The organism is Streptomyces curacoi, from assembly GCF_001513975.1.
Classification (GTDB): Bacteria; Actinomycetota; Actinomycetes; order Streptomycetales; family Streptomycetaceae; genus Streptomyces; species Streptomyces curacoi.
In genome coordinates this window covers 1-25,745 of sequence record NZ_KQ947990.1, presented here as the reverse complement: position 1 = coordinate 25,745, position 25,745 = coordinate 1, and the positions used below count along the sequence as shown (strand labels likewise).

The 25,745-nt window shown below is 70.2% G+C and carries 25 protein-coding genes; 16 read left to right on the top strand and 9 right to left on the bottom strand.

Annotated elements, in window-relative coordinates; genetic code table 11:
* Nucleotides 1-317 precede the first annotated feature (317 nt).
* Nucleotides 318-497, bottom strand: a complete 180-nt coding sequence (locus AQI70_RS40330; protein ID WP_079051445.1) for a hypothetical protein — start codon at nt 495-497, stop codon at nt 318-320.
* A 125-nt stretch (nt 498-622) separates the two neighbouring features.
* Here AQI70_RS40330 and AQI70_RS23165 point away from each other — a divergent pair, with 125 nt between their 5' ends.
* Complete coding sequence (locus tag AQI70_RS23165; RefSeq protein WP_062153172.1) at nt 623-1,459, top strand: SCO4651 family lipoprotein; 837 nt, start codon at nt 623-625, stop codon at nt 1,457-1,459.
* Nucleotides 1,460-1,567: 108 nt separating this feature from the next.
* A complete protein-coding gene (locus AQI70_RS23160; RefSeq protein ID WP_062153170.1) occupies nt 1,568-1,747 on the top strand; it encodes a hypothetical protein in 180 nt (59 codons plus the stop codon).
* Between the two features lie 32 nt (nt 1,748-1,779).
* Here AQI70_RS23160 and AQI70_RS23155 read toward each other — a convergent pair whose 3' ends face one another.
* Nucleotides 1,780-2,157: a metal-sensitive transcriptional regulator gene (locus AQI70_RS23155; RefSeq protein ID WP_062153168.1), complete on the bottom strand. Its 378-nt coding sequence runs from the start codon at nt 2,155-2,157 to the stop codon at nt 1,780-1,782.
* Nucleotides 2,158-2,405: 248 nt separating this feature from the next.
* Here AQI70_RS23155 and AQI70_RS23150 point away from each other — a divergent pair, with 248 nt between their 5' ends.
* The 3 genes from AQI70_RS23150 (at nt 2,406) to AQI70_RS23140 (ending at nt 6,271) form a co-directional block, all read left to right on the top strand.
* Complete coding sequence (locus AQI70_RS23150) at nt 2,406-3,026, top strand: DUF47 domain-containing protein (RefSeq protein WP_015659485.1); 621 nt, start codon at nt 2,406-2,408, stop codon at nt 3,024-3,026.
* 9 nt (nt 3,027-3,035) lie between these two features.
* Complete coding sequence (locus AQI70_RS23145; protein ID WP_062153166.1) at nt 3,036-4,034, top strand: inorganic phosphate transporter; 999 nt, start codon at nt 3,036-3,038, stop codon at nt 4,032-4,034.
* 653 nt (nt 4,035-4,687) lie between these two features.
* Nucleotides 4,688-6,271 (top strand): FAD-binding oxidoreductase, encoded by a 1,584-nt coding sequence (locus AQI70_RS23140; protein ID WP_062153164.1) that lies wholly within the window; start codon nt 4,688-4,690, stop codon nt 6,269-6,271.
* A gap of 71 nt (nt 6,272-6,342) precedes the next feature.
* On the opposite strand, the gene AQI70_RS23135 is transcribed toward AQI70_RS23140, so the two are convergent.
* The 4 genes from AQI70_RS23135 to AQI70_RS23120 all read right to left on the bottom strand — a co-directional run bounded on the left by AQI70_RS23135 (nt 6,343) and on the right by AQI70_RS23120 (nt 10,932).
* Nucleotides 6,343-7,053, bottom strand: coding sequence for a phosphatase PAP2 family protein (locus AQI70_RS23135; protein WP_062153162.1), 711 nt, complete (start codon nt 7,051-7,053; stop codon nt 6,343-6,345).
* A gap of 197 nt (nt 7,054-7,250) precedes the next feature.
* Entirely contained in the window at nt 7,251-8,195 is a 945-nt protein-coding gene (locus AQI70_RS23130) for a C40 family peptidase (protein WP_244181835.1), read from the bottom strand.
* A gap of 113 nt (nt 8,196-8,308) precedes the next feature.
* Nucleotides 8,309-10,042, bottom strand: coding sequence for a serine/threonine-protein kinase (locus AQI70_RS23125; RefSeq protein WP_062153159.1), 1,734 nt, complete (start codon nt 10,040-10,042; stop codon nt 8,309-8,311).
* A 122-nt stretch (nt 10,043-10,164) separates the two neighbouring features.
* Nucleotides 10,165-10,932: a trypsin-like serine peptidase gene (locus AQI70_RS23120; protein ID WP_062153157.1), complete on the bottom strand. Its 768-nt coding sequence runs from the start codon at nt 10,930-10,932 to the stop codon at nt 10,165-10,167.
* Between the two features lie 109 nt (nt 10,933-11,041).
* Here AQI70_RS23120 and AQI70_RS23115 point away from each other — a divergent pair, with 109 nt between their 5' ends.
* A complete protein-coding gene (locus AQI70_RS23115) occupies nt 11,042-11,296 on the top strand; it encodes a hypothetical protein (RefSeq protein ID WP_062153155.1) in 255 nt (84 codons plus the stop codon).
* Nucleotides 11,297-11,360: 64 nt separating this feature from the next.
* Here AQI70_RS23115 and AQI70_RS23110 read toward each other — a convergent pair whose 3' ends face one another.
* Nucleotides 11,361-12,143, bottom strand: a complete 783-nt coding sequence (locus AQI70_RS23110; RefSeq protein ID WP_062153152.1) for a PIG-L deacetylase family protein — start codon at nt 12,141-12,143, stop codon at nt 11,361-11,363.
* An 88-nt stretch (nt 12,144-12,231) separates the two neighbouring features.
* Nucleotides 12,232-13,188 (bottom strand): oxidoreductase, encoded by a 957-nt coding sequence (locus AQI70_RS23105; RefSeq protein ID WP_062153151.1) that lies wholly within the window; start codon nt 13,186-13,188, stop codon nt 12,232-12,234.
* A 108-nt stretch (nt 13,189-13,296) separates the two neighbouring features.
* Here AQI70_RS23105 and AQI70_RS23100 point away from each other — a divergent pair, with 108 nt between their 5' ends.
* From AQI70_RS23100 to AQI70_RS23065, 8 genes are all read left to right on the top strand, one after another.
* Entirely contained in the window at nt 13,297-13,899 is a 603-nt protein-coding gene (locus tag AQI70_RS23100; protein WP_062153149.1) for a TetR/AcrR family transcriptional regulator, read from the top strand.
* A gap of 247 nt (nt 13,900-14,146) precedes the next feature.
* Nucleotides 14,147-15,478 (top strand): S53 family peptidase, encoded by a 1,332-nt coding sequence (locus tag AQI70_RS23095; protein ID WP_062153147.1) that lies wholly within the window; start codon nt 14,147-14,149, stop codon nt 15,476-15,478.
* 394 nt (nt 15,479-15,872) lie between these two features.
* Nucleotides 15,873-16,181, top strand: a complete 309-nt coding sequence (locus tag AQI70_RS23090; RefSeq protein WP_004000049.1) for a hypothetical protein — start codon at nt 15,873-15,875, stop codon at nt 16,179-16,181.
* Nucleotides 16,182-16,389: 208 nt separating this feature from the next.
* Nucleotides 16,390-17,220: a hypothetical protein gene (locus tag AQI70_RS23085; RefSeq protein WP_062153145.1), complete on the top strand. Its 831-nt coding sequence runs from the start codon at nt 16,390-16,392 to the stop codon at nt 17,218-17,220.
* A complete protein-coding gene (locus AQI70_RS23080; RefSeq protein WP_062153143.1) occupies nt 17,210-18,538 on the top strand; it encodes a hypothetical protein in 1,329 nt (442 codons plus the stop codon). The genes AQI70_RS23085 and AQI70_RS23080 overlap by 11 nt, the downstream gene beginning before the upstream one ends.
* Entirely contained in the window at nt 18,535-20,091 is a 1,557-nt protein-coding gene (locus tag AQI70_RS23075; protein ID WP_062153140.1) for an SCO6880 family protein, read from the top strand. The genes AQI70_RS23080 and AQI70_RS23075 overlap by 4 nt, the downstream gene beginning before the upstream one ends.
* A 6-nt stretch (nt 20,092-20,097) precedes the next feature.
* Nucleotides 20,098-21,510 (top strand): ATP-binding protein, encoded by a 1,413-nt coding sequence (locus AQI70_RS23070; RefSeq protein WP_062153138.1) that lies wholly within the window; start codon nt 20,098-20,100, stop codon nt 21,508-21,510.
* Nucleotides 21,511-21,519: 9 nt separating this feature from the next.
* Nucleotides 21,520-23,109, top strand: a complete 1,590-nt coding sequence (locus AQI70_RS23065; RefSeq protein ID WP_208607421.1) for a type IV secretory system conjugative DNA transfer family protein — start codon at nt 21,520-21,522, stop codon at nt 23,107-23,109.
* A 10-nt stretch (nt 23,110-23,119) separates the two neighbouring features.
* Here AQI70_RS23065 and AQI70_RS23060 read toward each other — a convergent pair whose 3' ends face one another.
* Nucleotides 23,120-23,683 (bottom strand): GNAT family N-acetyltransferase, encoded by a 564-nt coding sequence (locus tag AQI70_RS23060; protein ID WP_062153136.1) that lies wholly within the window; start codon nt 23,681-23,683, stop codon nt 23,120-23,122.
* Nucleotides 23,684-23,769: 86 nt separating this feature from the next.
* Between AQI70_RS23060 and AQI70_RS23055 the strand changes: the two genes are divergently transcribed.
* Nucleotides 23,770-25,023, top strand: coding sequence for a histidine kinase (locus AQI70_RS23055; RefSeq protein WP_062153134.1), 1,254 nt, complete (start codon nt 23,770-23,772; stop codon nt 25,021-25,023).
* The gene (locus AQI70_RS23050) at nt 25,020-25,697 is read left to right on the top strand and encodes a response regulator (RefSeq protein WP_062153132.1); all 678 of its coding nucleotides are present in this window, start codon (nt 25,020-25,022) and stop codon (nt 25,695-25,697) included. Before AQI70_RS23055 ends, AQI70_RS23050 begins: the two co-directional genes overlap by 4 nt.
* Nucleotides 25,698-25,745: the final 48 nt, after the last annotated feature.

Genomic DNA, 25,745 nt, shown 5'->3' with positions numbered 1-25,745 from the left:
GGGGCCGCGCCGGGGGGTGTCCGTCCTCGGACCGGCGGCCCCCTTAGGCCAGGAGGTGCCGCGTGTTGACGCCGGCCACTGCGGGCGGACACCCCCCGACACGTCCCCTTCCCGCCGTGGGCGACTGCGGCGCCACGGGGGTACGCGCCCCATCGGCGCAGCATGCGTAGCTAGGGGACCAGCCAGCATGCGTAGCTGCGGGCAGTCGTGCCGCTGGGGCGGCACGGGTGGGCGCAGCGGCACCGCGTCAGCGCCGGGCCGCGCGACCCACCCCCCGCCAGCCCCCACGCCGGGGCAACGGACAGCGCGCCGGACTCTTACGCTCCCGCGTGCCCCTCCGCGTCCGCCCGCGCCAGACTCCGCGCCCGTCGCGCCGGCCCCCGCCAGCCGCACGTGCAGTGGGCCGAACAGAAGCGGCCCTGCTCGACCGTCGTCGTGCGGTGGTCCGAGGGGTCGCGGTGTTTTCGGGGAGAGGTTGGTCCGTCCTGCTGCGCCACGCTGCAACGTTACCCAAGGCAAGTAAGCGCAACGCCTCCGGTCGGCGTGACGAGGGCACCTACCCGTCGTTAACCGGAACGACAGGGGGCCCGTGACGGACGTACCGGCTGGGGGTAGGCAGGCGATGGCGGAGCGGCAGCAGCACAGGAGGCGTGGGGCGGGCGTAGCGGCGGGGATCTTGTGCGTCTGCCTGGCGGGCAGCGGGTGCGCGCAGACCGGAGCCGCCGTCGAGGACACGCACGGGGGTGAGACCGTAGAGATGGTGCGGCGCGCCGCCGACGCGCTGGTCGGGGCCCGGAGCTCCAAGGCCCGTACGTCCATGCAGATGGCCACCGGCGGGACCCGGGTCACCATCCGCGGCGAGGGCGTGTACGACTTCCGCCGGCAGGTGGGGCATCTGAAGGTCCTGCTGCCCCAGGATCCCGCCGGGGAGACCGCACACCGGCCGATCATGGAGCTCCTCGCTCCGGGCGCGCTGTTCATGAAGAACCGCGGTGCCGGTGTGCCCTCCGACAAGTGGGTGCGCGTGGACACCCGGACCCTCTCCGACGGAAACCTCGTCACCGGCGGCGCCACCGATCCGTACGCCGCCGCCGAGGTGCTGCGCGGAGCGCGGACCGCGCGGTACGTCGGCGAGGAGGAGATCGCGGGTACGCCGGTGCGGCACTACCGGGGGACCGCCGATCTGCGGGCCGCGGCGCGGGACGCCTCCGACGGGAACGCCGAGGCCCTGGCGGCAGCGGCGAAAGGGTTCGCCACGGCCCAGGTGCCGTTCGACGTCTATCTCGACGAGGCCGGACGGATCCGCAAGGTCCGGCATCGCTTCAGCTTCGTCAACGGGCAGCAGAACGGTGCCGTCGCCGTGTCCTCGACGACCTTGCTGTACGACTTCGGGGCCCCCGTCGACGTACGGCTGCCGGACGGCGAGGACATCTACGCGGGCAAGATCGCCGAGGAGTGAGGGGGCGGCGCATGCGTGCGTGACGGGCGTCAAGAACTAGCCCGTCCGTGCCATGCGCGGTCCGTAGGCCGCTCCCTACTCTAGGAAGTCGGTAACGGCAGAGAAGAGGTGACGCACGTGGCTCCGGTCGGCGGTACGGCAGTTCAGGACCACGTCGCCCTCGCCGAGATCGAGCTGTGCGGAGAGCTGATCATCGCGGCCTCGGCGGCCCGTGAGGACCGACTCAGCCTGGAGAGCATCGACGAGGTGCTGAGGGTCGCCGAGGAGCGGGACGCGCCGGGCGATTGAGCTGGACGAGTGAGCCGGACGGGCGAAGGCCCTCAGGTCCGCAGCAGTCGGCCGATCGCCTTCGTCGCCTCCTCCACCTTCGCGTCGATCTCGGCACCGCCCTTGAGGGCCGCGTCGGCGACGCAGTGGCGGAGGTGTTCCTCCAGCAGCTGCAGGGCGAAGGACTGCAGGGCCTTGGTGGAGGCGGACACCTGCGTGAGTATGTCGATGCAGTAGACGTCCTCGTCGACCATCCGCTGCAGGCCACGGATCTGGCCCTCGATACGGCGCAGCCGCTTGAGGTGTTCGTCCTTTTGTTTGTGATAGCCGTGGACACCCCGGTCGTGGTCCGTCACGATGCCCGTGCCGGCCGGGTCCACGGTCTCCTCAGCGGCGGAGGGCGCACCAGCGCCGGCCTCGGTGGTCGTCATCGCGTCCTCCAGACATAAACCGCTTCACATACCCCTACTGGGTATATCGTACCGAACTTTGCTGGGTATAGGGCCCTGTGGCCGCCGCCGCAGAAAGGCCGCGGACGGCCGCTGGACTGGACCACTGGGCAGCCCCCGTGCCGACCACTGTGCCTGATGGGCGACACTGGGGGACGGCCCATTAGCCGTGGCCGGATGATGCGCCTAGCATCAGCCTGACCGAAACCGATGCACCCTGAGGACCACACGTGCGATTTCGTCTGACCCCCCGGGAGACGAGCTTCTACGACATGTTCGCCGCATCCGCGGACAACATCGTCACGGGCTCCAAGCTCCTGATGGAACTGCTCGGGGCGGACACCGCCGGCCGGGCCGAGATCGCCGAGCGTATGAGGGCCGCGGAACACGCCGGTGACGACGCCACGCACGCGATCTTCCACCAGCTGAACTCCTCGTTCATCACGCCGTTCGACCGCGAGGACATCTACTCCCTCGCCTCGTCCCTCGACGACATCATGGACTTCATGGAGGAGGCCGTCGACCTGGTCGTCCTCTACAACGTCGAGGAACTCCCCAAGGGCGTCGAGCAGCAGATCGAGGTGCTGGCGCGGGCGGCCGAGCTGACGGCCGAGGCGATGCCGAACCTGCGCACGATGGACAACCTCACCGAGTACTGGATCGAGGTCAACCGCCTCGAGAACCAGGCCGACCAGATACACCGCAAGCTTCTCGCCCACCTCTTCAACGGCAAGTACGACGCGATCGAGGTCCTCAAGCTCAAGCAGATCGTGGATGTGCTGGAGGAAGCGGCGGACGCCTTCGAGCACGTGGCGAACACGGTGGAGACCATCGCCGTCAAGGAGTCCTGAGACCCGCCCATGGACACCTTTGCGCTGGTCGCGACCATCGGAGTCGCGCTCTTCTTCACGTACACCAACGGCTTCCACGACTCCGCGAACGCGATCGCCACCTCCGTGTCGACGCGGGCGCTGACACCGCGGGCCGCGCTGCTCATGGCCGCGGTGATGAATCTCGGCGGCGCCTTCCTGGGGTCGGGCGTGGCCAAGACGGTCAGTGAGGGCCTGATCCAGACACCCGAGGGCTCCAAGGGGATGGGCATCCTCTTCGCGGCCCTGGTGGGCGCGATCACCTGGAACCTCATCACCTGGTACTTCGGCCTGCCCTCGTCCTCCTCCCACGCGCTGTTCGGCGGCATGGTGGGCGCGGCGCTCGCCGGCGGCACGACGGTGTACTGGCACGGGGTGCTGGAGAAGATCGTCATCCCCATGTTCGTGTCGCCGCTCGTCGGACTGTGCGCGGGCTACCTGGTGATGACCGCGATCATGTGGATCTTCCGCCGCGCCAATCCGCACAAGGCCAAGCGGGGCTTCCGTATCGCCCAGACCGTCTCCGCCGCCGGCATGGCCCTCGGCCACGGCCTCCAGGACGCCCAGAAGACGATGGGCATCGTGGTGATGGCACTGGTCATCGCCGACGTCGAGGACTACGGCGATCCCATCCCGGTGTGGGTGAAGATCGTGTGCGCCGTGATGCTGTCGCTGGGCACGTACGCCGGTGGCTGGCGGATCATGCGGACGCTGGGCCGGAAGATCATCGAGCTGGATCCGCCGCAGGGGTTCGCGGCCGAGACGACCGGTGCGTCGATCATGTTCACCACCGCCTTCCTCTTCAAGGCGCCGATCTCCACGACCCATGTCATCACCTCCGCGATCATGGGCGTGGGCGCGACGAAGCGCGTGAACGCCGTGCGGTGGGGCGTCGCCAAGAACATCATCCTGGGCTGGTTCATCACCATGCCGGCAGCCGCGACGGTGGCAGCCTGCGCCTTCGGCCTAGTACACCTGGCATTCCTCTAGCCACCGCAACCTCGACGCCCCTGCCAGGAGTGGGCCCCGGCAGATCCACCGGGGAGGGCAGGGGCGTGGCCTCACAGCGCTGACGACCACTTTCCGAGGCCGACCGACGCATTGCAGCCTGTCCGGCACTTGAGAACGAACACGGCCTGCCCCTAACGGCCACTCTCAACCCGGTGGCATCGTCCAGCCCATCCGGCGTTCGAAGACCAACCCGCCCCATCCCGATCCCCCACCCACCCGCTGGGGCCCTACACCCAGCAGCGGCCCCTCCGCCCACACCCGGCAACGGCCACTTCCCAGCGCCGGTCCGGCAATCTCAGCCCGCCCGGCGTTCGAAGACGAAACCGCCCCATCCCGACCCCCCACCCACCCACAGGGGCCCCACACCCGGCGACGGCCACTACCCGGCGCCGGTCCCGGCAATCTCAGCCCGTCCGGCGTTTGAGGACGAGGCCCCTTCAGGGCCGAAGCGGGGGTCTGGGGGCCGCAGGCCCCCAGGAACGCGGGGTCGAAGGGGCGGCAGCCCCTGGAGGACGGGACGGGTAGGGGCGGCGGGGGCGAGAAACCTCCGGGCCGCACACAAACGATCACCGCACCATGGAACCCCGCCCCCCACCACCCCGTCTCGTTCCACGTAACCCCCAGGAGGCGACATGGAACGGCGTACCTTCATCGGCGGCAGCGCAGCAGCCCTAACCGCCCTGGCAACAACCGCCTGCAGCGGCAGCCCAAACACAGCCAACGGCACAGGCACAGCCACAGCCCCAGGCGCAGCCACCGGCACCCAAACCTCCGCCATCCGCAAAACCGCCACCGCCCTCGCCCCCGCCAACTGGACGGCCCTCGCCCGAGACCTCGACGGCCCCCTCATCCGCCCCGGCGACACCGACTGGAAGTCGGCACACCAGCTCTACAACAGCCGCTTCGACTCCCTGAAGCCCGCCGCGGTCGCCTACGTCGCCCACCCCGACGACATCCGCACCACCCTCGCCTACGCCCGCGCCCACCACCTCAAGGTCGCCATCCGCAACGGCGGCCACTCCTACGCCGGCTGGTCCTCCGGCAACAACCGCCTGATCATCGACGTCTCCAAGCTCAGCCGCATACGAGCCTCGGGCAACACCGCGGTGACAGGCGCCGGCGCCAAACTCATCGACGTCTACCGAGCCCTCGCCGCCAAGGGCGTCACCATCCCCGCCGGCTCCTGCCCCACCGTCGGCGTCTCCGGCCTCACCCTCGGCGGCGGCCACGGCGTGACCTCCCGCGCCTACGGCCTGACCTGCGACAGCCTCACCCAGGCCACCCTGATCACCGCCGACGGCAAGCAGCTCACCGCCAACGCCACCACCAACAAGGACCTGTTCTGGGCCCTGCGCGGCGCAGGCAACGGCAACTTCGGCGTCGTGACGGAGCTGCACTTCAGGACCCACCCCGCCCCCCAGGCCGTAACGGCGTACATGACCTGGCCCTGGTCGAAGGCGGCCGCGCTCATCAAGGCCTGGCAGGCGTGGGGCCCGACCCAGCCCGACGAGATCTGGTCCTCCCTGCACCTGGCGAACCACGCGGGCGGCACCCCCACCATCTCGGTCGCCGCGTTCTCCCTGGGCACCTACCGCGAGCTCCAGAACGCCGTGGACCGCCTGGCCGACCGCCCCGGCGGCCCCGGCCCCGCGACCAACGTCGCCCTCAGGCGCCGTTCGTACGAGGAGTCGATGGAGCTCTACGCGGGCTGCTCGTCCTTCGCCACGGACGCCCAGTGCCACCTCCCCGGCTCCACCCCGGGCCGCTCCCCGCAGGGCGCGCTGGGCCGTGAGACGTACGCGGCGAAGTCGGACTTCTTCGACCGCTCGCTCTCCTCGGCGGGCATCCACGCCCTGATGAAGCAGGTCCAGTCGGTCCGCGGCGGCTCGGGCAGCATCGCCCTCACGGCCCTCGGCGGGGCCGTCAACCGTGTCTCCCCCACCGCGACGGCCTTCGTCCACCGCCGCTCGCGCATGCTCGCCCAGTACATCGCCTCCTGGCGCGCCGGGACGACAGGTTCAGCGGCCCAGACCTGGCTGACCTCCGCCCATGACGCGATGCGGCCGTACGCCTCGGGCGCCGCGTACCAGAACTACTCCGACCCGGGCCTGAGGGACTGGCGCAAGGCGTACTACGGGGACGCGGCGACGCGCCTGACGAGGCTGAAGAAGCAGTACGACCCGGAGAGGTTCTTCACGTACCCGCAGGCGCTGTAACCCCGAAGCCGGACAGGCCCTGCCCAGGTCTGGGTCCACGCCCAGACCTGGCCCCAGACCCAGCCCCAGACCTAGGCAGCGAGATCCCGCTCCTCAGCCCCCGCGGTCTCCTTCCGAGCCCCCGGAATCAGCGCCTCCTGCCCACCCGCCCGGGACCGTCCCCGCGCCTTGATCAGCCACCCGCCTCGCGGTGACCGTTCGATGGCGCGCATCACGGGCGTCAGCAGGGCCATGGCCACCGGCGACAGCAGCAGCGCGACGGCCGTACCGAGCGCGAACCCGCCCACCACGTCGGTCGGGTAGTGCACGCCCATGTAGACCCGGCAGAACCCTTCGAGCAGCGCCAGCGTGAGCCCCACGAGCCCGAACTTCCGGTTGGCGACGAAGAGCGCGACGCCCATGGCCATGGTGATCGTCGCGTGGTCGCTCACGAACGAGTAGTCGGTCTTGCCGGAGACCAGGACTTCGAGCCCTTGGTGGTCGTTGAAGGGCCGAGGCCGCTCGACGAACCCTCGTATCGGCACGTTCACCAGCACGGCGATCCCCGCGGCCAGCGGCGCCCACACGAGCGCGGCCACCGACGAGGCGGCGTCCTCGTCGCCCCGCCGCCGCACGGACCACCAGCACCACACCACGAGCAGCACCATGGCGAGCAGCAGCCCGTACTCACCGACGTACTCCATGACCCGGTCGAACCAGCTCGGCGCGTCCTTGGCCAGGCCATTGATGTCATACAGCAGCTCGACGTCGGGGTTCGACCCGGATCCTGCGAGTCCAGCCATGATGCTGCGGCCCCTTCATCGTCTCTCCGGCGCATCCTGCGTACGCCGTTCCGCCCACCCCCGTGGTTGTAGATCCGGCTACGACACCAGGAACGCACGGCCCCTGTTGATACGTTCCACACTCCACTGAATGATCACTCAGACGTTATCGAAGAGAGACCCGTCACCGCAGCTCAGGGGGAGGCTTCACGCTCCGTCTAGACCGTGGTGGGGAGCGCTTTCGCGCCATCTTCGGTGACCCGGGTGGCCCCGAAGTAGTCGGGGGTGTCGATCGGGTCGAACCGGATCACCGCGCCCGTCCTCGGCGCGTCGATCATGTACCCGCCGCCGACATAGATCCCCACGTGCCGGATGGCCCGGGAGTTGGTGAGGTCGTCCGAGAAGAACACGAGATCCCCGGGCAGCAGCTCGTCCCGGTCCGGATGCGGCCCCGCGTTCCACTGATCGTTGGCGACCCGCGGCAGCGTGATCCCGACACTCGCGTACGCGGCCTTGGTCAACCCCGAACAGTCGAACCGCCCACCGTCCTCAGCAGTACCGTCACCACCCCAGAGGTAGAGCGTGCCGAGCTTCTTCTGCGCGTAGTAGATGGCACCGGCGGCCTGCTTGCTGGGGTCCACTCGGGTGACGGGGGCGGCGAAGCTCTTCTCCAGTGTGCGGATCGTCTTGACGTAGTTCTGGGTCTCGCTGATGGCCGGAACCCCGCCCGCCTTTATGACGCGGTACGCGCCCGCGTTGTAGGCGGCGAGCATGTTGTTGGTGGTGTCGCCGGGGACGTCCTTGACGTACTTGGCGAGTTCGCAGTCGTACGACGCGGCCGACGGAATCGCGTCATTCGGGTCCCAGATGTCGCGGTCGCCGTCCCCGTCGCCGTCGATACCGTGCGTGGCCCAGGTGCTCGGGATGAACTGGGCGATACCGCGGGCGTCGGCGTGGCTGACGACGTCCGGGTCCCAGCCGCTCTCCTGGTACAGCTGGGCGGCGAGCAGGGCGGGGTTGATGGCGGGACAGAGGTTGCCCCACCTCTGAACGAGTGTCTTGTACGCTCCGGGCACGGCACCCTTGGCCAGACCGACACTGCCCTTGCCGACGCCGTTCACCAGGTTCCCGGCGACGACGTACACCCCGACGACCAGCAGCATCACGAAGCTCAGACCGAGCGCGACCGCGACACCACCAGCCACCCATACTTTACGCACGGCTCAACCCTCCCCCATATCGCCGCTGTTCAAGGCTATTTCCGGTGAGAGTGGCGTTATTTCACCGTGAAGCCGCGGCAGTCGATGCTCGCGTACTGCTTGGGACCGGTGACGTGAAGGAAGAGTACGGTCCAGTCACCCGGGTCGTTCTCCACGGGGATGGCGTCGCCGTACTTCTTGCCGTTCACGAACTTCTCGAAGTCGTCGGGATACGTCAGCTCCACCCCTGCGTGGTTCTGGTCGGTGCGGTAGAGGTCGTAGAGGTCAACAGGCTTGCTCGTGTACCCGAGGTCCAGGTTCTGCTGGAGCCCTCCCTCGTAGGGTCTGCCCGTGTCCGGGTCGATCTCGTGCGGAGGCTTCACCGCTACTGCGACGTAGTACTTCTCACCGGCTTTCGGAGCGGCGTACTTCAGCCGCAGGGTAATCCGGCCCTTGCCGGACGTGTAGGGCGCATCCGAACCGGCGGCGGCGATGGAGGACTGGAAGTGCTCGTTGCGCTCCTCCGCCGGAAGCTGGCACGCGCCCTGCCCGTACTGAGCGTTCTCGTCCGCGGTCCAGAAGTCCCGTGACGGGTTCGTCTGTTCGACGTACGCGGGCGCTGCGACCTTCGTCTCGTCGCTCGCCGAAGTCGGGGGAGGCGTCGACGTGATTCCCGGTGTCACCGCATCACTCGCCCCCTTGTCCCGTTCCCCACTGTCTCCGGGCAGCAGCACCAGGGCCGCAACCGCCCCGACCCCTACGGCGAGGCCCACTGCTCCGGCGGCCATCCAGGGCCCGGAACGACGCCTTCGCGCAGTCGGCGCCGGCCGGCTCACCTGGGTGGGCGTATAGCCGTACGCCGCCCCGGCCGTGGGCAGTTCATGCGCACCCAGCGGCGGATGTGGCGGAGGTGCCGGCACCGCAGCCCCCGGCTGTCGACTCGCCGGTGGCTGCGGCACCTCCTCCGCCAACCGCGCGAGGCCGGCGTAGAACGCGTCCTCGACGAGCGCCGCCCGCACCCCGCAGCGCGCGATCACCTCATCGAGCCCCGGCCGTGCCGTCGGTTCCTTGGCCACGCAGTCCTCAATGAGCGCGGCCAACTCCGGCTCGATGCCTGCCAGGTCGATGGGTTCATGGACGGCCCGGTAGCTCACGCCGGCGGGCTCGCCCATCCCGAACGGCGGTCGCCCCGTCGCCGCGTACGCGAGCGTCGCCCCCAGCGCGAACACATCCGCCGCCGGCCCCACCTCGTTACGCAGGAGCACCTCGGGCGCCGTGAAGCCGGGCGTACCCGGTGCGAACCCGGCCTCGGTCAGTGCCGTCTGACCGGCACCGCGTGCGATCCCGAAGTCGATGAGCTGGGGCCCCTGCGCGGCCAGGATCACATTCTGCGGCTTGAGATCCCGGTGCGTGACGCCGTGTTCGTGCACCGCCGCGAGCCCTTCCGCCAAGGCGGCGAACACCCCACGGCACGTCTCGACGGGCAACACCCCTCGCTCCCCCACCGCCCCGCTCAACGTCGGCCCCGACACATACTCGGTGGCCAGCCAGTACGGCGCGGCATCCAGCGACGCGTCGATCAGGTTGGCGGTATACGCGCTCCGCACGGCCCGCACGGTCTCGACCTCCCGCCGGAACCGCGCGAGCGCCTCCGGATGGTCGGTGATCTCGTCCCGGATCACCTTGATCGCGACCAGCCGCCCACCCGGCGACCGAGCCAGATAGACCTGTCCCATACCGCCCGCCCCGAGCCGCGCGAGCAGCGTGTACGCGCCTATGTGCGCGGGGTCCCGATCCTTCAGTGCGTCCACCGAACCGACCTTGCCACACAGCCCGGTTCGACACAGGCGCACAGGCGCACAGACGCACACCGCGGACCACGGACCACGGACCACGGACCACGGACCACGGACCACGGATGCAGACCACACGCTCACGGATCCCGCGCCGCATCCCGGTACAGCGACGCCGCCTCCGCCCCCAGCACCACGCTGTACGACACGTCAGCCGTGGCTCCGCCCCCTTGATGCCCACCGAGCACGCCCACGACCTGCCCGTCCCCGTTGACCCACGGACTCCCGCTGGTCCCCCCGCTGAACCCCGGGCACTCGACGCGCTGCTGCGTACGACTGTGCAGGCCCGGCTTGTTGGTGCAGCTGACCGGCGCCTCGTGGGCGTTGGGGTACCCGGTGACGGTCACGGCCGTGGCCCCGGTGGCCGTACCGGTGACGAACCGGTTGCCACCGACGACGTCCTCGACACCTTCCCCGCCCCGGTCCGCCAGGACGGCGAACGCCACGTCACTGTCCTCGTCCCGCCCCTTCGTCCACCCCTCCGGCAGGAACCGTCTCCCGACCCGCCACACCCCGTACGGCGCCCGGCCGTCCCGGTACCCGGGCACGAAGACGAGCTCGTCGGTCCTTCCGCCCAGGCAGTGGGCGGCGGTGACGATGAGGTTCCGGTGAGGGCTGTGCACGACGGATGCCGTGCAGAAGTGGCTGCCGCGAAGGTGGTCACGCCGGCCGGCCGGGAACAGGGCACCGACCCGCGCGCTCCGCGCCGTCGCCACGGTGAAGGCGGTCACCCCGAACGGTCCGGTGCCGGCGTCGGCGGCCGCCGCGGAGGCCGAGGTGAGGGCGAGGAGGAGGCTGGCGGCGTACAGGGAGAAACGAGGGGCGGAGGTACGGGCGGTGTCCTTCATCGGGGGCCACTGTGGCCGACGAAGGTGAGAGAAGCGTCAGATGTCCTCAGCTGGCATCCTCGGAAGTCCCCTACCGCACCCCTCCCCCCAACCCCCGAGAAGGAGACCCGTGGCTGACATCCCCCCGAACCTCACCTGGGAACGAGCCGCCCCACCCGACGCCACCGGCCCGGGCCCCTGGATCGAGATCGCGTTCGGCGAGGGCGAGGACGGCGACGCGCCCGTCTACATCCGCGAGACCAGCGCCCCGGACAACGTGGTCACCACGAACCGCCGCAAGTGGGAGGCCTTCGTACTCGGCGTACAGGCGGGCGAGTTCGACCACTTCGTGGAGGACGGCTCCGGGGACCGCGCGGCGATGTGACCTCCGACACCCGCGCCCAGAGCCTTTGCACCACCCTGCCGCGCCGGGCGTCCCGGCCTTGCGGTCAGGCCGTCAGCTCTGTCCGGGGCGGCCCGGAGGAGACAGGCCGAGAGGGGGCAGGGTCGTGGCGGATGTACCACTCGGTGGCGAGGATCCGTTCACGGACGGCCGCGGGGAAGCCGGCGAGCCGGCCCGGCGCCGCTCCCCGCTCGACCTCGCTGCGGTGGGCCAGTACGGCGGCCCACTTCTGCTTCAGCCAGGGGCTCACGTCGACGGTCGCGGTGATCCACTCGTCCGGGACGGTGTTCATGGCCTTGCCCGCGCGGATCAGTTCGCTCAGCGCGTCGAGGGCCGAGTGCGGGTGGGTGGCCAGGTACAGGGCGCTCGGCTGCCAGGGGGCACCGGCCTGCGGGTAGAGCCGCTCCAGCCCGGCCGCCTGGACCGCGAGGGTGGTCACGCGGTGGGTGTGGACATGGTCGGGGTGGCCGGTGATGCCGCCGTAGGCGTCGTGGGTGACCACGATCTCCGGGCGGAACTGCCGTATGTGGGTGACCAGCCGGCCCACGGACTCGTCGAGCGGCGCCTCGATGAGCCGCGGGCTGCCGAGAGCGGACTGGGGCACCTTGGCGTCGGCGTAGCCGAGCATCCTCGGTTCGCCGGCGCCGAGTATCCGCAGCGCCTCGGTGAGTTCGGCGCCGCGCCGGGTGTCCGGGGTCCAGGTCGCCGTCACTACGGCGGTGCGAGCGCCCGCGGCCGTGTGCCGGGCGAGGACTCCGCCGGCGAACAGTGACTCATCGTCCGGGTGGGCGAAGACGGCCATCAGGCTCGGCACGGGCCTGGACGACATCGACGATCACCTCCGCGGTGGAATTCCCCTGGGCGGGATGCCACAGGCGCAACCCGTCGACACGATCGAGCCGCCAACCGCTGCCGCGCTAGCGCTCGGCGGCCAGTCGGCCCACTTGGTCCACCTCTCCCATCCCTCCCATCTCTCCCACCGGCCAGCTCACGCCCGTCAGCTCCTCCGACACCGTCCACAGCCGCCGCGCCACCCCAGCGTCACTGGCCGCCGTCGTCCGCCCGACCAGCGTCGGCGCGCCCCGCATCTCACCCAACCCGTCGGGGCCGACGTAGCTCGCGCCGGGCAGGTCCTGTGTCGCGGCGTACAGGGTCGGCAGCGCGCCCGCCCTGTCGTCCTGGGCGAAGAACCTGTTGCCGATCTTCATGAACGCCCGCATCACCGGGCTGCCCGCATGGCTCTGGAGGTTGGTGGCCGCATAGCCCGGGTGGGCCGCCAGGGCGCGGACCGGGGAGCCGGACTCCGTGAGGCGGCGCTGCAGTTCCAGCGTGAACAGGAGGTTCGCCAGCTTGGACTGGGCGTAGGCGCGGTTCGGGTCGTAGTCGGACGTCCAGTTCAGGTCCTCGAAGCGGATCCGCGCACCGAACCAGCGGTGGGCGCCGGACGAGACGGTCACCACCCGGTCGGTGACGTACGGCAGCAGCAGGTTCGTCAGCGCGAAGTGGCCCAGATGGTTCGTGCCGAACTGCATCTCGAAGCCGTCCGCCGTCCGTTGTTGCGGCAGCATCATCACGCCCGCGTTGTTGATCAGCAGGTCCAGGGGCCGCCCCTGCCAGGCGTCCGCGAACTCCCGCACGGAGGACAGATCCGCCAGGTCCAGGCGCCGCACCTCCGTACTGCCGCGCACCGTCGCGGCCGCGGCCCTGCCCCGCTCCAGGTCCCGTACGGCGAACACGACGTGTGCGCCGGCCCGGGCCAGCGCGTCGGCCGCGGTGAGGCCGATGCCGCTGTTGGCACCGGTGACCACGGCCGTGCGGCCGGTGAGGGCGGGGAGGCGGGTCGCGTCCCAGGTCTTCTTCGTCTTGTCAGCCATGAGCTCGAATGTAGGCGCCGCCAACAATGCTGTCAATGACAACAATGATGACGGCGCCAACAATAGTGACGACGTCAACAATGCTGGCACCGTCAACATCAGGCTACGATGGTGCCCATGCCCGAGAGCCGCCCCTACCATCACGGAGACCTGCGCGCCGCCCTGCTCACCGCCGCGGAGCGCACCCTGCGTGAAAAGGGCGCCGGCTCCCTCTCCCTGCGCGAGCTGGCCCGCGAGGTCGGCGTCAGCCACGCCGCCCCCGGCCGGCACTTCAAGGACAAGCAGGCCCTGCTCAACGCCTTGGCCCTGGCCGGCTACGAGCGTCTCGGCCGGGCACTGAGCGCGGCCGAGGACCCCGCGCTCCCCCTGGAACCCCGGCTCACCGCACTCGCCCGGGCCTACCTCCGCTTCGCCATCGACAACGCCGAGCTCCTGGAGCTCATGTACGCCCGCAAGCACGACCCCGACGCCTCGGAGCAGATGGCCGCCGCCGTGGAGCGGACCGTCGGGAGCCTCGAACGCGTCCTCGCGGACGCCCAGAAACGCGGCGAGATCATCGAGGGCGACCCCGAGGAGCTCAACCTCATCACCGGCGCCGCCCTGCACGGCGTGGCCGGCTTCATCGCCGCGGGCTGGCTCACCCCGGAAGCGGCCCTGGCGGGCGTGGAGGGCCTGGTCCACCACCTCCTGCACGGCCTCAAGCCGCGCTGACGATCCCTTTCGACACCGCGACCGCCCGGCCCCGAGGTCAAGCCGAGGCCATTCCCCGGCCATCCCCGCGCCATCGATCAGCAATCCCCAACGCCCCCGAGCAATACGGGAGTCAGGATTGCGAAACCCACCTTGTTGTCACGTACCCAACAAGCGACAGTCGTCGGCGGGCCGCCGCCCCCGCCGGGAATCGCACCGGCGGACCCCCACCCGCGAGCCTCTCCACCCCCACCCAGGAGGCTGTACGTTGCGTACGACGACCCCCGACTCCCCCACCGCCCGAGGCAGATGGCGCCGCCTCACCTCCGCCGCCGCCACCGCGGCCGCAACCGCCGCCGCCCTCGTCCTCACCGGCCTCGGCACCGCGCCGACCGCGAGCGCCACCCCGCAGACCACCACCAACCCCGCCGCCAAGGTCACCTGGACCACCACCCCCTGCGCCACGCCCACACACAAGGGCGACCTGACCTGCGACTCCCTCCGCGTCACGGGGGGCGTCACCGCCTTCGAGAGGCAGCGGGCGGCAAGGAACGGCGTCACCCCCAAGGCCGGCGACACCTCGGCCCCCTCCGGCTACGGCCCCTCCGACCTCCAGGCCGCCTACGGCCTCACCTCCGCCGCCGCCTCCAACGGCTCCGGCGAGACCATCGCCATCATTGACGCCTACGACGACCCGAACGCCGAGGCCGACCTCGCCACATACCGCGCCCACTACGGCCTGCCCGCCTGCACCAGCGCCGACGGCTGCTTCAAGAAGGTGAGCCAGACCGGCTCCACGACCTCCCTCCCCTCCGCCGACAGCGGCTGGTCCCAGGAGATCTCCCTCGACCTCGACATGGCGAGCGCGACCTGCCCGAACTGCAACATCCTGCTGGTGGAGGCCAAGTCCGCGAGCATGGCGAACCTCGGCACGGCCGTGAACGAGGCGGTCAAGCTGGGCGCGAAGTTCGTCTCCAACAGCTACGGCGGCTCGGAGTCGTCGTCGGACACCTCGTACGACTCCGCGTACTTCAACCACCCGGGCGTCGCCATCACCGTCAGCGCGGGCGACTCGGCCTACGGCACCGAGTACCCGGCCGCCTCCCGGTACGTCACCGCCGTGGGCGGCACAAGGCTCTCCAGCTCCTCGACCGGCCGCGGCTGGACGGAGAGCGTGTGGCAGACGAGCAGCACCGAAGGCACCGGCTCGGGCTGCTCCTCCTACGACGCGAAGCCGAGCTGGCAGACCGACAGCGGCTGCGGCAAGCGCATGATCGCCGATGTCTCGGCCGTCGCCGATCCGGCGACCGGCGTCTCGGTCTACGACTCCTACGGTGTCACCGCCGGCTGGTACACCTTCGGCGGTACGAGCGCCTCCGCCCCGATCATCGCGGGCGTGTACGCCCTCGCGGGCACGCCGGGCAGCACCGACTACCCCGCGCGCTACCCGTACAACGCCGCCGGTACGTCCGCCCTCAACGACGTCACCTCCGGCGCCAACGGCACCTGCGCCACGTCGTACTTCTGCACCGCCGGCACCGGCTACGACGGCCCCACCGGCTGGGGCACCCCGCAGGGCGTGGCCGCCTTCACCGGCTGAGACGACTTCACCGGCTGAGACCCCGTCGGGTTGACGCTCCGTCACCAGTCCCGCCCAGCAACGGGCCACGGCACCCCGCCGTGGCCCGTTCGCGCTGCCGGGATAGCCTTCACCCCCAGAACACGAGCACGACCACTCACCCGACCGGCCGTCAGAAACGGCACCCGGTGTGAAGAGGGCTAACGACGGAACCACACGCCAGGTTCCGCTCAGGCCTCATTGCCCGGCGTGACCTGCCGTGATACACAGAGTGACCGTACGAGGTATTCGTACGAATCCCGCCCATCAATGACGCCAAGTCGACATACGACGGCGACAATGTCGGCGAGAATGATGCCTGACCTCTGCGCAGCGCAGGGGACTGCGGAACTACCCAACAGGGGCGGTGACTTACATGCTCTTTGCGGCCGATAAGGGCGACATCAACACCATCATCGGCGGGATCGCTCCGGACTGGGGCCCCTTCGGCAGCCTGGGCAACGAGGCCAAGGTGATGATCGAGGTCGTGATGGCCGTGGCCATCCTCATCTGTCTCGGCATCGCCATCTGGGGTGCGGCCAAACAGCGCATCGGCGCCACGGCGCTGCGTGACACCTTCAGTGCCGAGCAGGGCAAGGGGCTGATCATCGCCGGCCTGACGGGCGTCTTCATCATCGGCTCACTCGGCACGCTGTTCACGATCGTGTACGGCATGGCGGTATAGCCCCTCCCGTCGCCTCCGTTCCCTCCGTTCCTCTCCGTCCGCTCCGGGCACGCCCGGTCTCCCTAGTCCTCCACCCGCCCGTCGTGCCCACCGGCTGAGGTTGCGCTTCCCTGATGTCGAGTCACCACACCGCGCCCATGCGGGAACCAGCACGGCTACCGTCGTACTCCAACGTGTTTCCGTCCGATGTCGAGGGGGCGTACGCGGCATGAGTCTCGGTGACGAGCGGGAGGCCTCCGGCGGTTACGGGGGCACGGGTCAGACCCGCACACGGCTGCCCGAAAGTACCGGTGACGTGTACGGGGGCGCGCGACGGGGCGGCCGTTCGTCGTCCCGCAGCCTGGTCACCGTGGTCGGCGTGGTGGTCCTCCTCATCGCCGCGATCGCCTTCGCGAACCGTGGAGGCGACGACTCCGGTCCCACGAGCGGGGACGAAAACCAGCCGAATTCCTCCACCACGGCAGCCAGCGGGGCGCGGCCGGTGGAGGGGAAGGCCGGGGGGATCCCGGCGGGGTTCGCGCAGGATGAGCAGGGGGCGCAGAGTGCGGCGGCCAACTATGCGGCGGCGCTGGGCTCTGACGGAATGTTCAACGCCGCCAGGCGTCATGAGATCGTCCAGGCCATCGCAGACCCAACTGCTGTTGACCGGCTCCAGTCCGGCTTCGACAACGACTACTCCGCGGATTTCCTGAAGAGGATCGGCCTCAACGACGACGGCAGTGCTCCTGAGGGCAAGACGTTCGTCAACCGCACACTGCCGGCCGGCACCAAGGCCACCTCGTTCAGCAGCAGCGCCGCCACAGTCGAGGTCTGGTGCAACGGCCTCTTCGGGCTCGCTGGTGAGGACTCGACCAACCCCGTGACCAGCAGCTGGTTCACCGTGACGATGAAGCTGAACTGGAGCGGTGGCGACTGGAAGGTCCTTGAGAGCACCCAGAGGACCGGACCGACGCCTGTCACCGGGGACAACCCGATCTCCGGGTCCGATGAGATCAGCAAGGCGGTCCAGGAGTTCGGAGGGTTCACCTATGCCCGGTAGCCATCACCGCGCACTCAAGCTCGCCGGCTTGGTCACAGCCGTACAAGCCACTGCCGTACTGGCGGCTACCCGTGCCTTCGCCGCTCCCACACCCTCGCCCTCGCCGAGCAGCGACCCCTGCTCTCTCATCGCCGGTCCTGCCAAGAAGTACTGCGAACAAGAGAACGGCTCCGGTGACTCCGGCGGCTCCCGCTCCCTCACCGACCCCACCTCCACCCTCGACCCCCTCTCCTCCCTCGCCAAGGGCTGCGCAGACGCCGCCTCCTGGACCGTCAAGCAGCTCAGCGCGGCCGTGAAGGAGACGGCGACCGTCGACTTCACGAACACCAAGTTCCTCCAGCAGTACGCGGTCGTCTTCGCGGCGTCCACGATCCTCACCCTCCTCCTCTGGCTCCTGGCGGTGGCCAAGCGAGCCGTACGAGGAGTGCCCCTCACCACCGCCATCTCCGAGGCGATCGGTTTCCTCTGGCTGACGGTCCTGGCGTCAGCCTTCACCCCCCTGATCCTCTACACGGTCGTATCGGCCACCGACGGCGTCAGCGAGGTCCTCGCCAAGACGACCGGCGACCAGACGGACACCTTCTTCGGCACCTTCTCCGGCGCCCTGGAGAAGGGCGAGGACATCGGCGGCGGCCCGATCATGCTGATCGTCGTCTCCCTGGTCTCCATCCTCGCCGCCGGCATCCTGTGGCTGGAGCTGGTCATCCGCGCCGCCCTGCTCTACGTCGGCGCCCTCCTCGGCACCGTCGTCTACGCGGGCCTGGTCGACAAGAACCTGTGGGGCCACGTCCGCCGCTGGGCGGGCATCATGATCGCCGTCATTCTCGTCAAGCCGGTCATCGTCATCGTCCTCGGCCTGGCCGGTGCCCTGTCCGCCGACGACGGCCCGGACGCCTTCTCGGCCGTCGTCTCCGGCCTGGCCATCATCCTGCTCGCCATCTTCGCGAGCGCGATGATCTACCGCTTCGTCCCCGGCTTCGGCGACGAGATCGCCGGCTCCCGCAACAATCGCCTCATGCGCGGCGCCGAGGGCAAGGCGGCCGCCGTGATCAGCTCCCCGGCGACCCTGGTCGCCCAGGGCATCAAGACCCACAGCTCCCGCGCGGACAACAACGGCGGCGGAGGCCAGTCGAGCGCTTCCCGCCCGTCCAACCCCGCCTCCGGCGGCGTCGCCGCGCACAGCTCGCGCTCCTCGAACAGCGGCGGCGGATCTGTCCCCTCCGCCGCACCCGCACCCCGGTCGAGCAGCCCGGTGAACACCCCTCATGCCAGCAACACCCGTAGCAGCAGCAATCGTTCAGGAGGTGACGGGCGTTGACGACGCAGTCCCACGTGTCCCATCCGGTCACGCCCCGCCGTACATATCTGATCGGCCGTGCCCGGCCGAACGCGATCGTCGGCCGCAACCGCGAGACCGGCGAGATCGCGCTGATCATCGCGGGCGCGTTCCTCGGCATGATGTGCGGGCTCCTCGTCCCCGTCCTGTCCCTGCGCATCGTGCTGCTGATGGGCTTCCCGCTGCTGGCGCTGGCCGCGGTCTACGTGCCGTACAAGCAGCGGACCTTCTACAAGTGGTTCGAGATCAACCGCAGCTACAAGCGCACCCTCCGCCAGGGCACGACCTACCGCTCCGGCGCCATGGAGGCCGGCACCAGCCTCGAAGGGCGCGAGGTCGAGATCGGGCCCCCGCCCGGCATCGGCCGGATCACCTGGCTGGCCGCCCCGTTCGGCCCCGACGAGATCGCCGTACTGCTGCACGCCGACCGTCGCACGGTCACGGCCGCGATCGAGATCGAGGGCCCCGGCGTCGGCCTGCGCGACTCCGAGGACCAGGAAGCCCTCGTCGACCGCTTCGGCACCCTGCTGAAGCATGTCGCCAACGGCGACGGCTTCGTCACCCGCCTGCAGATGCTCGCCCGCACCCTGCCCGCCGACCCGGACGCCCACGCCAAGGACGTCGCCGTACGCGGCGACGACCGGGCCCCGGGCTGGCTGCAGCAGTCGTACGACCAGCTCCAGTCGATGGTCTCGACGAGCAGCGAGCAGCACCGCGCCTACCTCGTCGCCTGCATGCACTACACCCGCGAACTGGCCGCCGAGGCCATGGCGATGGCCCGCGCGGCCCGCCCGCACGGCGGCAAGGTCGACCGGGACGCCGGTCTCGCGGTCGTCATGGCCCGCGAGCTGACCGACATCTGCTCGCGCCTGCAGGAGGCCGACATCCGGGTACGGCAGCCCCTCGGCCAGGGCCGGCTCGCCTCCCTGATCCACTCCATGTACGACCCGGACCACCCGATCGACCACATCCAGGCGATGACGAAACGTAATGCCTGGCCGGCCGAGCTCGACGCCATGGAGCCGACGTTCCTCCAGGCCAAGACGCGGGAGTCCTCCACCCGCGCCCCCTGGTGCCACGCCACCGCCTGGATCAAGGAGTGGCCGATGACCCCGGTGGGCGTCAACTTCCTGGCGCCCCTCCTCGTCCACACCCCGGACGTCATCCGCACGGTCGCCGTCACGATGGACCTCGAACCCACCGAGGTCGCCATCGAACGCATGCTGACCGAGAAGACCAACGACGAGGCGGAGGCGAGCCGCGCCGCCAAGATGAACCGCACCGTCGACCCCCGTGACATCGCCGCCCACAACCGCCTCGACCAGCGCGGCGAAGACCTCGCGAGCGGCGCCGCCGGCGTCAACCTGGTCGGCTACATCACCGTCTCCTCCCGTTCCCCCGAGGCCCTGGCCCGCGACAAGCGGACCATCCGGGCGTCGGCCGGAAAGTCGTATCTGAAGCTGGAATGGTGCGACCGCGAGCACCACCGGGCATTCGTCAACACACTCCCCTTCGCCACCGGCATTCGGAGGTAGGACCTGATGCGGGACCCGCTGTCCGTCCTCACCGACGCCTTCACGTCCTTCCTCTTCGGGAAGGTCGAGACGACCCGGCTTCCGGTGCGCACGTCGACGGGCCAGGCCCAGGCGGTCTACCTCCCCACCGCCGCCCCCGGCCTCGGCGACTCGGGCGTCATCATCGGCCGCGAGGTGTACTCCGGGAAGGGCTATATCTACGACCCCTTCCAGCTCTACGGTCAGCAGCTCCCCGCCCCCCACTGGCTGGTCCTCGGCGAGTCCGGCAACGGCAAGTCGGCCCTGGAGAAGACCTACGTCCTGCGCCAGCTGCGCTTCCGCGACCGCCAGGTCGTCGTCCTGGACGCCCAGGGCGAGGACGGCGTCGGCGAATGGAACCTCATCGCGCAGGAGCTGGGGATAACGCCGATCCGGCTGGACCCGATGGCGGCCCTGGACCACGGCATCCGCCTCAACCCCCTGGACCCGTCGATCACGACGACCGGGCAGCTCGCCCTGCTCCGGACGATCATCGAGGTGGCGATGGGGCACGGCCTGGACGAGCGCTCCGGCTTCGCACTGAAGGTCGCCCACGCCTACGTCAACGAGACCATCGTCGAGCGCCAGCCGGTCCTCTCCGACATCGTCGAGCAGCTACGGCACCCCGAGCCCGAGTCGGCCGAGGCGATGAACGTCGCCATAGACGACGTACGGGCGTGGGGCCTTGACGTGGCGCTGGTGCTGGACCGTCTGGTCGACGGTGACCTGCGCGGCATGTTCGACGGCCCCACGACGGTCGGTATCGACCTGGACGCCCCGCTCATCGTCTTCGACCTGTCCCACATCGACCGCAACTCCATCGCCATGCCCATCCTCATGGCGATCGTGGGCGTATGGCTGGAGCACACCTGGATCCGCCCCGACCGGAAGAAGCGCATCTTCCTGGTCGAGGAGGCCTGGCACATCATCAACAGCCCGTTCGTGGCCCAGCTGTTCCAGCGCCTGCTGAAGTTCGGCCGGCGCCTGGGCCTGTCCTTCGTCGCCGTCGTCCACCACCTGTCGGACGTCGTGGACGGAGCGGCGGCGAAGGAGGCGGCCGCGATCCTGAAGATGGCGTCGACCAGGACGATCTACGCCCAGAAGGCCGACGAGGCGAGGGCGACGGGCCGGGTGCTGGGCCTTCCGCGCTGGGCGGTGGAGATCATCCCGACCCTCACCCCGGGCATTGCCGTCTGGGACGTCAACGGCAATGTCCAGGTCGTCAAACACCTGGTCACCGAGACCGAACGCCCCCTGGTCTTCACCGACCGCGCGATGACCGAATCGGCGAGCGACCTCCTGGACGACGACGCCCTGCGCGCCGCCGAGCTGGAGGCGGAGGAGCGGGCGGCGGCCTTCGTGGAGCAGCACCTTGGCGACTCCGAATCGACGGTGGCGTAAGGGGACAGCGTGAGACCGGACGAACGCCGGGGGCATCGGGAGCACCGCGACTACCGCGGGTACCGGGACAGCCAGGGGGGCATTCCCGACGGCCTGCTGATCGGCCTGCTCGGCTTCCTCCTCGGCATGACGCTGCTGGTGTGGACGGCGACGGGCCTGGCGGCCCTGTTCGCCCACGGCTCCTGGCCGGACGGGGTCACCTTCACCCGTACGCCCCTCGCCATGCGCTATCTGATCGAGGAGCCGCACGACATCCCGGGCGCCTGGCCGGACACACCGGCGGGGCAGCTGTCGGGGTACGGGCTGTTCTGGGGCCTGTTCATCGGGCAGTTGATGGTGCTGATCGTGCTCACCGTGTTCGTGATGGGGACGGTGGCCCGGTGGCGCGCGGTCAGGGCGGCGCGGCGCGCGGCGAAGACGGAGGTTGCGATAGGGCCGGTGCCCGCGGGCTCGGAGGCGGGGACGGCTCCTGCGGCGGCGCAGGGGGCGGTACCCGCGCCGCGGACCGAGGCGACGGGGGCAGAGGCGACGGGGGCGGCGTGGGCGTACCCGTCGCCAGCGGTGCCTCCTGATGCCGGGCAGCCGACGACGGCCGCGGAGCGCACGGTGCTCAGCGAGCAGGCGGCGCCGGCGGCCGGGGCCCACACCTCTGTGCCCGCCGAAAGGGTCGGCGGGTGGGAAAAGATCCTCGTGGCCCCCAGAGAAAGCCGCCGAACAACCGCAACCCAGGCCGTACGCGACGCGGAAGGCCCCGCCCTCGTAGTCACCTCGAACCCAGCCCTCTGGCAGGACACCAAAGACGCCCGGTCCAAACTCGGCCCGGTCCTCCTCTACGACCCCACCCACCTCTGCGACACCCCGGCCCGCCTCCACTGGTCCCCCACAGCCGGCTGCGAGGACAAGGCAGCGGCGGCATCAAGAGCAACCGCACTCCTCACCCCCGTCCGCCCCACCTCCCGGCTCGACCAAGCGGTCAGCGATACCGCGGAAACGCTCCTGCGCAGCTACCTCCACGCCGCGGCCATCGACGGCCGCACCATCCGCCACGTCCACCGCTGGTCCCAGGGCTCCCAGGTCCAGGACGCCGTACGAACCCTGCGTACCAACCCGAAGGCGGCCCCGGGCTCGGCAGGCGAACTGGAGGCGGCCCTGACGGCCCACCCGGAACGCCGGGACATGGCCCAGGAGCTGACCACCCGTGCCCTCTCCGCGCTCTTCACGGTGAACATCCGAGAGGCCTGCGCTCCAAACCGAACTGATGCCCTCACCTTGGATTCCTTCGTCCATGAAGGGGGCACGCTTTATGTAGTGGGTGAATCCATCGAGGATCCCCGAGCCAACCCGGGCGCCATGCCACTTCTGACGGCCCTCGCCGCAAGCGTGGTCGAGCGCGGCCGGCGCATGGCCGAACGGTCATCCGCCGGTCGGCTCGACCCACCACTGGCGCTCGTCCTCGACGACGTCGCCGCCGTGGCTCCACTTCCCCAGCTGCCGGAGCTGCTGGCCACCGGAGCGGACCGGGGCATGCCGACCCTGGCACTGCTCCGGTCCCGGGAACAGGCCCGCTCCCGCTGGCCGCACGACGAACTGCCGGTGTGACCCCCCAGCCTTACGGCCGCTCGATGACGAACTCCAACTCGGCCTCCTCCGACCCCCCGTCGAGCGGCACGGTGACCCCACTCGGCACGAACCCCACCTTCCGGTAGAACCGCTGCGCCCGCCCGTTCTCCTCGTGCACGATCAGCCGCACCCGCTCGGCACCACGGGACCACGCCCACTCCAGCCCCGCGTCGAAGAGCACGTCGGTCAGCCCACTCCCCCGCTCCTCGGGCCGTACGAACACGCCGACGACATGCCCCTGCTTCCGCTCCACCGGCAGCCCGGCCCAGTCGGTCGTCCCCGGCTCCTCGAGCAGCACCGTCAGCGTCCCCACCCACCGCCCGTCCGGCCCGGCGGCGATGATCGTCTGCGCCTTCTCGGCCCCCTCACAGGCTCCGGCGGCCCGCTCCTGCCAGAACGAGTCGGGCCGGGCCACCGCCTCCTCGTACGTCTCCAGAAAGGCGAGCGGCGCGATCGGATCCCGCAGCGCGTCAAGCCTCAACTCCTTGGCGGCCGGCCACTCGTCGGCACGTATGGACCGGATGACGTAGGCCTCGGGGTTCGCGGTGCTCATGACGGCCACCGTAGTACCCGGGTACGACATCGCTCACCCGGAATACTGCCCGCGGTACCTGTGACGGGCCGGGGCGGACCGCCACGATGGACCGTGTGACGGAAGAGCGACCGACGGAACCCCTCACCCAGCACCTCCAGCGCATCAGCCGACGGGTGCGCGCCTTCGACCAACGGCACCCGCTCGTCTGGGACCTGCACCTGACCGGCTTCTGGGTGGTGGCGGCCCTGATCGACTACTACGGCGACGGATGGCTCAACGTGGCCCGCGATCGCGACAACCCCGGCTGGCTGGTCCTCACCCTGAGCCTCGGCCTCTCCGTCCCGCTCCTCCGGCGCCGCACCCACCCCAGGGCCGTCCTCCTCGCCATAGCCCCGTTCGCCCTCGTCAACGCCTGGACCGGCATCGCCCTACAGGCGGTCATGCTCCAGCTGCTCGTCGTCTTCCACATCGCCCTGCGCCGCCCCACGCGCAACCTGTGGTGGGCGACGGCCCTGATCACCACGCCCAACGTGGTGCTGGCCGCCCGCCACCCGCAGGGAAGCCCGGACCAGGACATCGTCCCCGTGCTGATGTCGATCGTCGTGGCCGCCGCCATCGGCATCACCGTCCGCACCCGCCGCGACCACACCGAGGCCCTGGAGGACCGCGCCCGCCGCCTGGAGATCGAACGGGACCAGCAGGCCCAGCTCGCCGCCGCGGCCGAACGCGCCCGCATCGCACGCGAGATGCACGACATCATCGGCCACAACCTCTCCGTCATCACAGGCCTGGCCGACGGCGGCCAGTACGCCGCCGCCAAGTCCCCCGAACGCGCCGCCCAGGCCCTGCACGCGATCGCCACCACCAGCCGCCAGGCCCTCGCCGAACTGCGCCGCCTGCTCGACGTCCTGCGCGAGGAGGACCAGCCCCACGAGCCCCACGCCGAACTGACCCCCCAACCCTCCCTCACCGACCTCGACCAGCTCCTCAACGGCGTACGCGCCACAGGCCTCCCCGTCACCACCACCGTCCATGGCAGCCCCGACCTGCCCCCGGGCCGCCAGCTCACCGTCTACCGCGTCATCCAGGAGGCCCTCACCAACACGCTCAAGCACGGCGGCCCCGGCAGCACGGCGGAGATCGAGATGTCCTACGACGAGAAGGGCGCCGTCACATTGACCGTGACCGACACCGGCCGAGGCGGCCCCGCCCCCTCCCACTCCACAGGCGGGCGCGGCCTGCCAGGAATGCGCGAGCGAACCGCCTTGTACGGCGGCACACTTGAGGCCGGCCCACGCCCGCACCCCGAGCAGGGCTGGCGCGTCCACCTGCACCTCCCGGAGGAAACCCCCCAGTGACCACCGTCCTCGTCGCCGACGACCAGCCCCTCCAGCGCCTCGGCTTCCGGATGCTCCTGGAGAGCCAGGACGACATGACGGTGCTGGGCGAGGCAGCCAACGGCACCGAGGCGATCCGCATGACGGCGGAGCTACACCCCGACGTGGTCCTGATGGACGTCCGCATGCCCGGCCTGGACGGCATCGAGGCCACCCGCCGCATCACCGCCACCGGCGACCGCACCCGGGTCCTGATCCTCACCACCTTCGACCTCGACGAGTACGCCTACTCCGGCCTCCGCGCGGGCGCCTCCGGCTTCCTCGTCAAGGACGCCCAACCGGAGGAGCTCCTGGCCGGCATTCGCGCGGTGTCCACGGGCGACGCGGTGGTGGCCCCCAGCCTCACCCGCCGCCTCCTCGACGCCTACGTCCACCACCTACCGGCGAAGACCCCCACAGACGGCCCGGAACCAACGCCCCTGGACGCACGCCTGACCGCCCTCACCGACCGAGAACGCGAGATCCTCACGGTGATCGGCAAAGGCTGGACGAACACGGAGATAGCCGCCCGCCTGCACCTGGCCGAGTCGACGGTGAAGACGCACGTGGGCCGCGTCCTCGCGAAGACAGGCTCGCGGGATCGCATTCAGGCGGTGATTCTGGCGTACGACACGGGACTGGTACGGCCGTCGTGAAAGGTCATCGTACAAGGACATCGTGAAAGGACATGAGGCCCGGAAACA

Bases quoted from the DNA above. Each gene is read 5' to 3' on its own strand.
- AQI70_RS23165 (WP_062153172.1), top strand. From the start codon at position 623: ATGGCGGAGCGGCAGCAGCACAGGAGGCGTGGGGCGGGCGTAGCGGCG.
- AQI70_RS23155 (WP_062153168.1), bottom strand. From the start codon at position 2,157: ATGACGACCACCGAGGCCGGCGCTGGTGCGCCCTCCGCCGCTGAGGAG.
- AQI70_RS23145 (WP_062153166.1), top strand. From the start codon at position 3,036: ATGGACACCTTTGCGCTGGTCGCGACCATCGGAGTCGCGCTCTTCTTC.
- AQI70_RS23140 (WP_062153164.1), top strand. From the start codon at position 4,688: ATGGAACGGCGTACCTTCATCGGCGGCAGCGCAGCAGCCCTAACCGCC.
- AQI70_RS23135 (WP_062153162.1), bottom strand. From the start codon at position 7,053: ATGGCTGGACTCGCAGGATCCGGGTCGAACCCCGACGTCGAGCTGCTG.
- AQI70_RS23130 (WP_244181835.1), bottom strand. From the start codon at position 8,195: ATGCTGCTGGTCGTCGGGGTGTACGTCGTCGCCGGGAACCTGGTGAAC.
- AQI70_RS23120 (WP_062153157.1), bottom strand. From the start codon at position 10,932: ATGAAGGACACCGCCCGTACCTCCGCCCCTCGTTTCTCCCTGTACGCC.
- AQI70_RS23110 (WP_062153152.1), bottom strand. From the start codon at position 12,143: ATGTCGTCCAGGCCCGTGCCGAGCCTGATGGCCGTCTTCGCCCACCCG.
- AQI70_RS23105 (WP_062153151.1), bottom strand. From the start codon at position 13,188: ATGGCTGACAAGACGAAGAAGACCTGGGACGCGACCCGCCTCCCCGCC.
- AQI70_RS23100 (WP_062153149.1), top strand. From the start codon at position 13,297: ATGGTGCCCATGCCCGAGAGCCGCCCCTACCATCACGGAGACCTGCGC.
- AQI70_RS23090 (WP_004000049.1), top strand. From the start codon at position 15,873: ATGCTCTTTGCGGCCGATAAGGGCGACATCAACACCATCATCGGCGGG.
- AQI70_RS23085 (WP_062153145.1), top strand. From the start codon at position 16,390: ATGAGTCTCGGTGACGAGCGGGAGGCCTCCGGCGGTTACGGGGGCACG.
- AQI70_RS23080 (WP_062153143.1), top strand. From the start codon at position 17,210: ATGCCCGGTAGCCATCACCGCGCACTCAAGCTCGCCGGCTTGGTCACA.
- AQI70_RS23070 (WP_062153138.1), top strand. From the start codon at position 20,098: ATGCGGGACCCGCTGTCCGTCCTCACCGACGCCTTCACGTCCTTCCTC.
- AQI70_RS23060 (WP_062153136.1), bottom strand. From the start codon at position 23,683: ATGAGCACCGCGAACCCCGAGGCCTACGTCATCCGGTCCATACGTGCC.
- AQI70_RS23055 (WP_062153134.1), top strand. From the start codon at position 23,770: ATGGACCGTGTGACGGAAGAGCGACCGACGGAACCCCTCACCCAGCAC.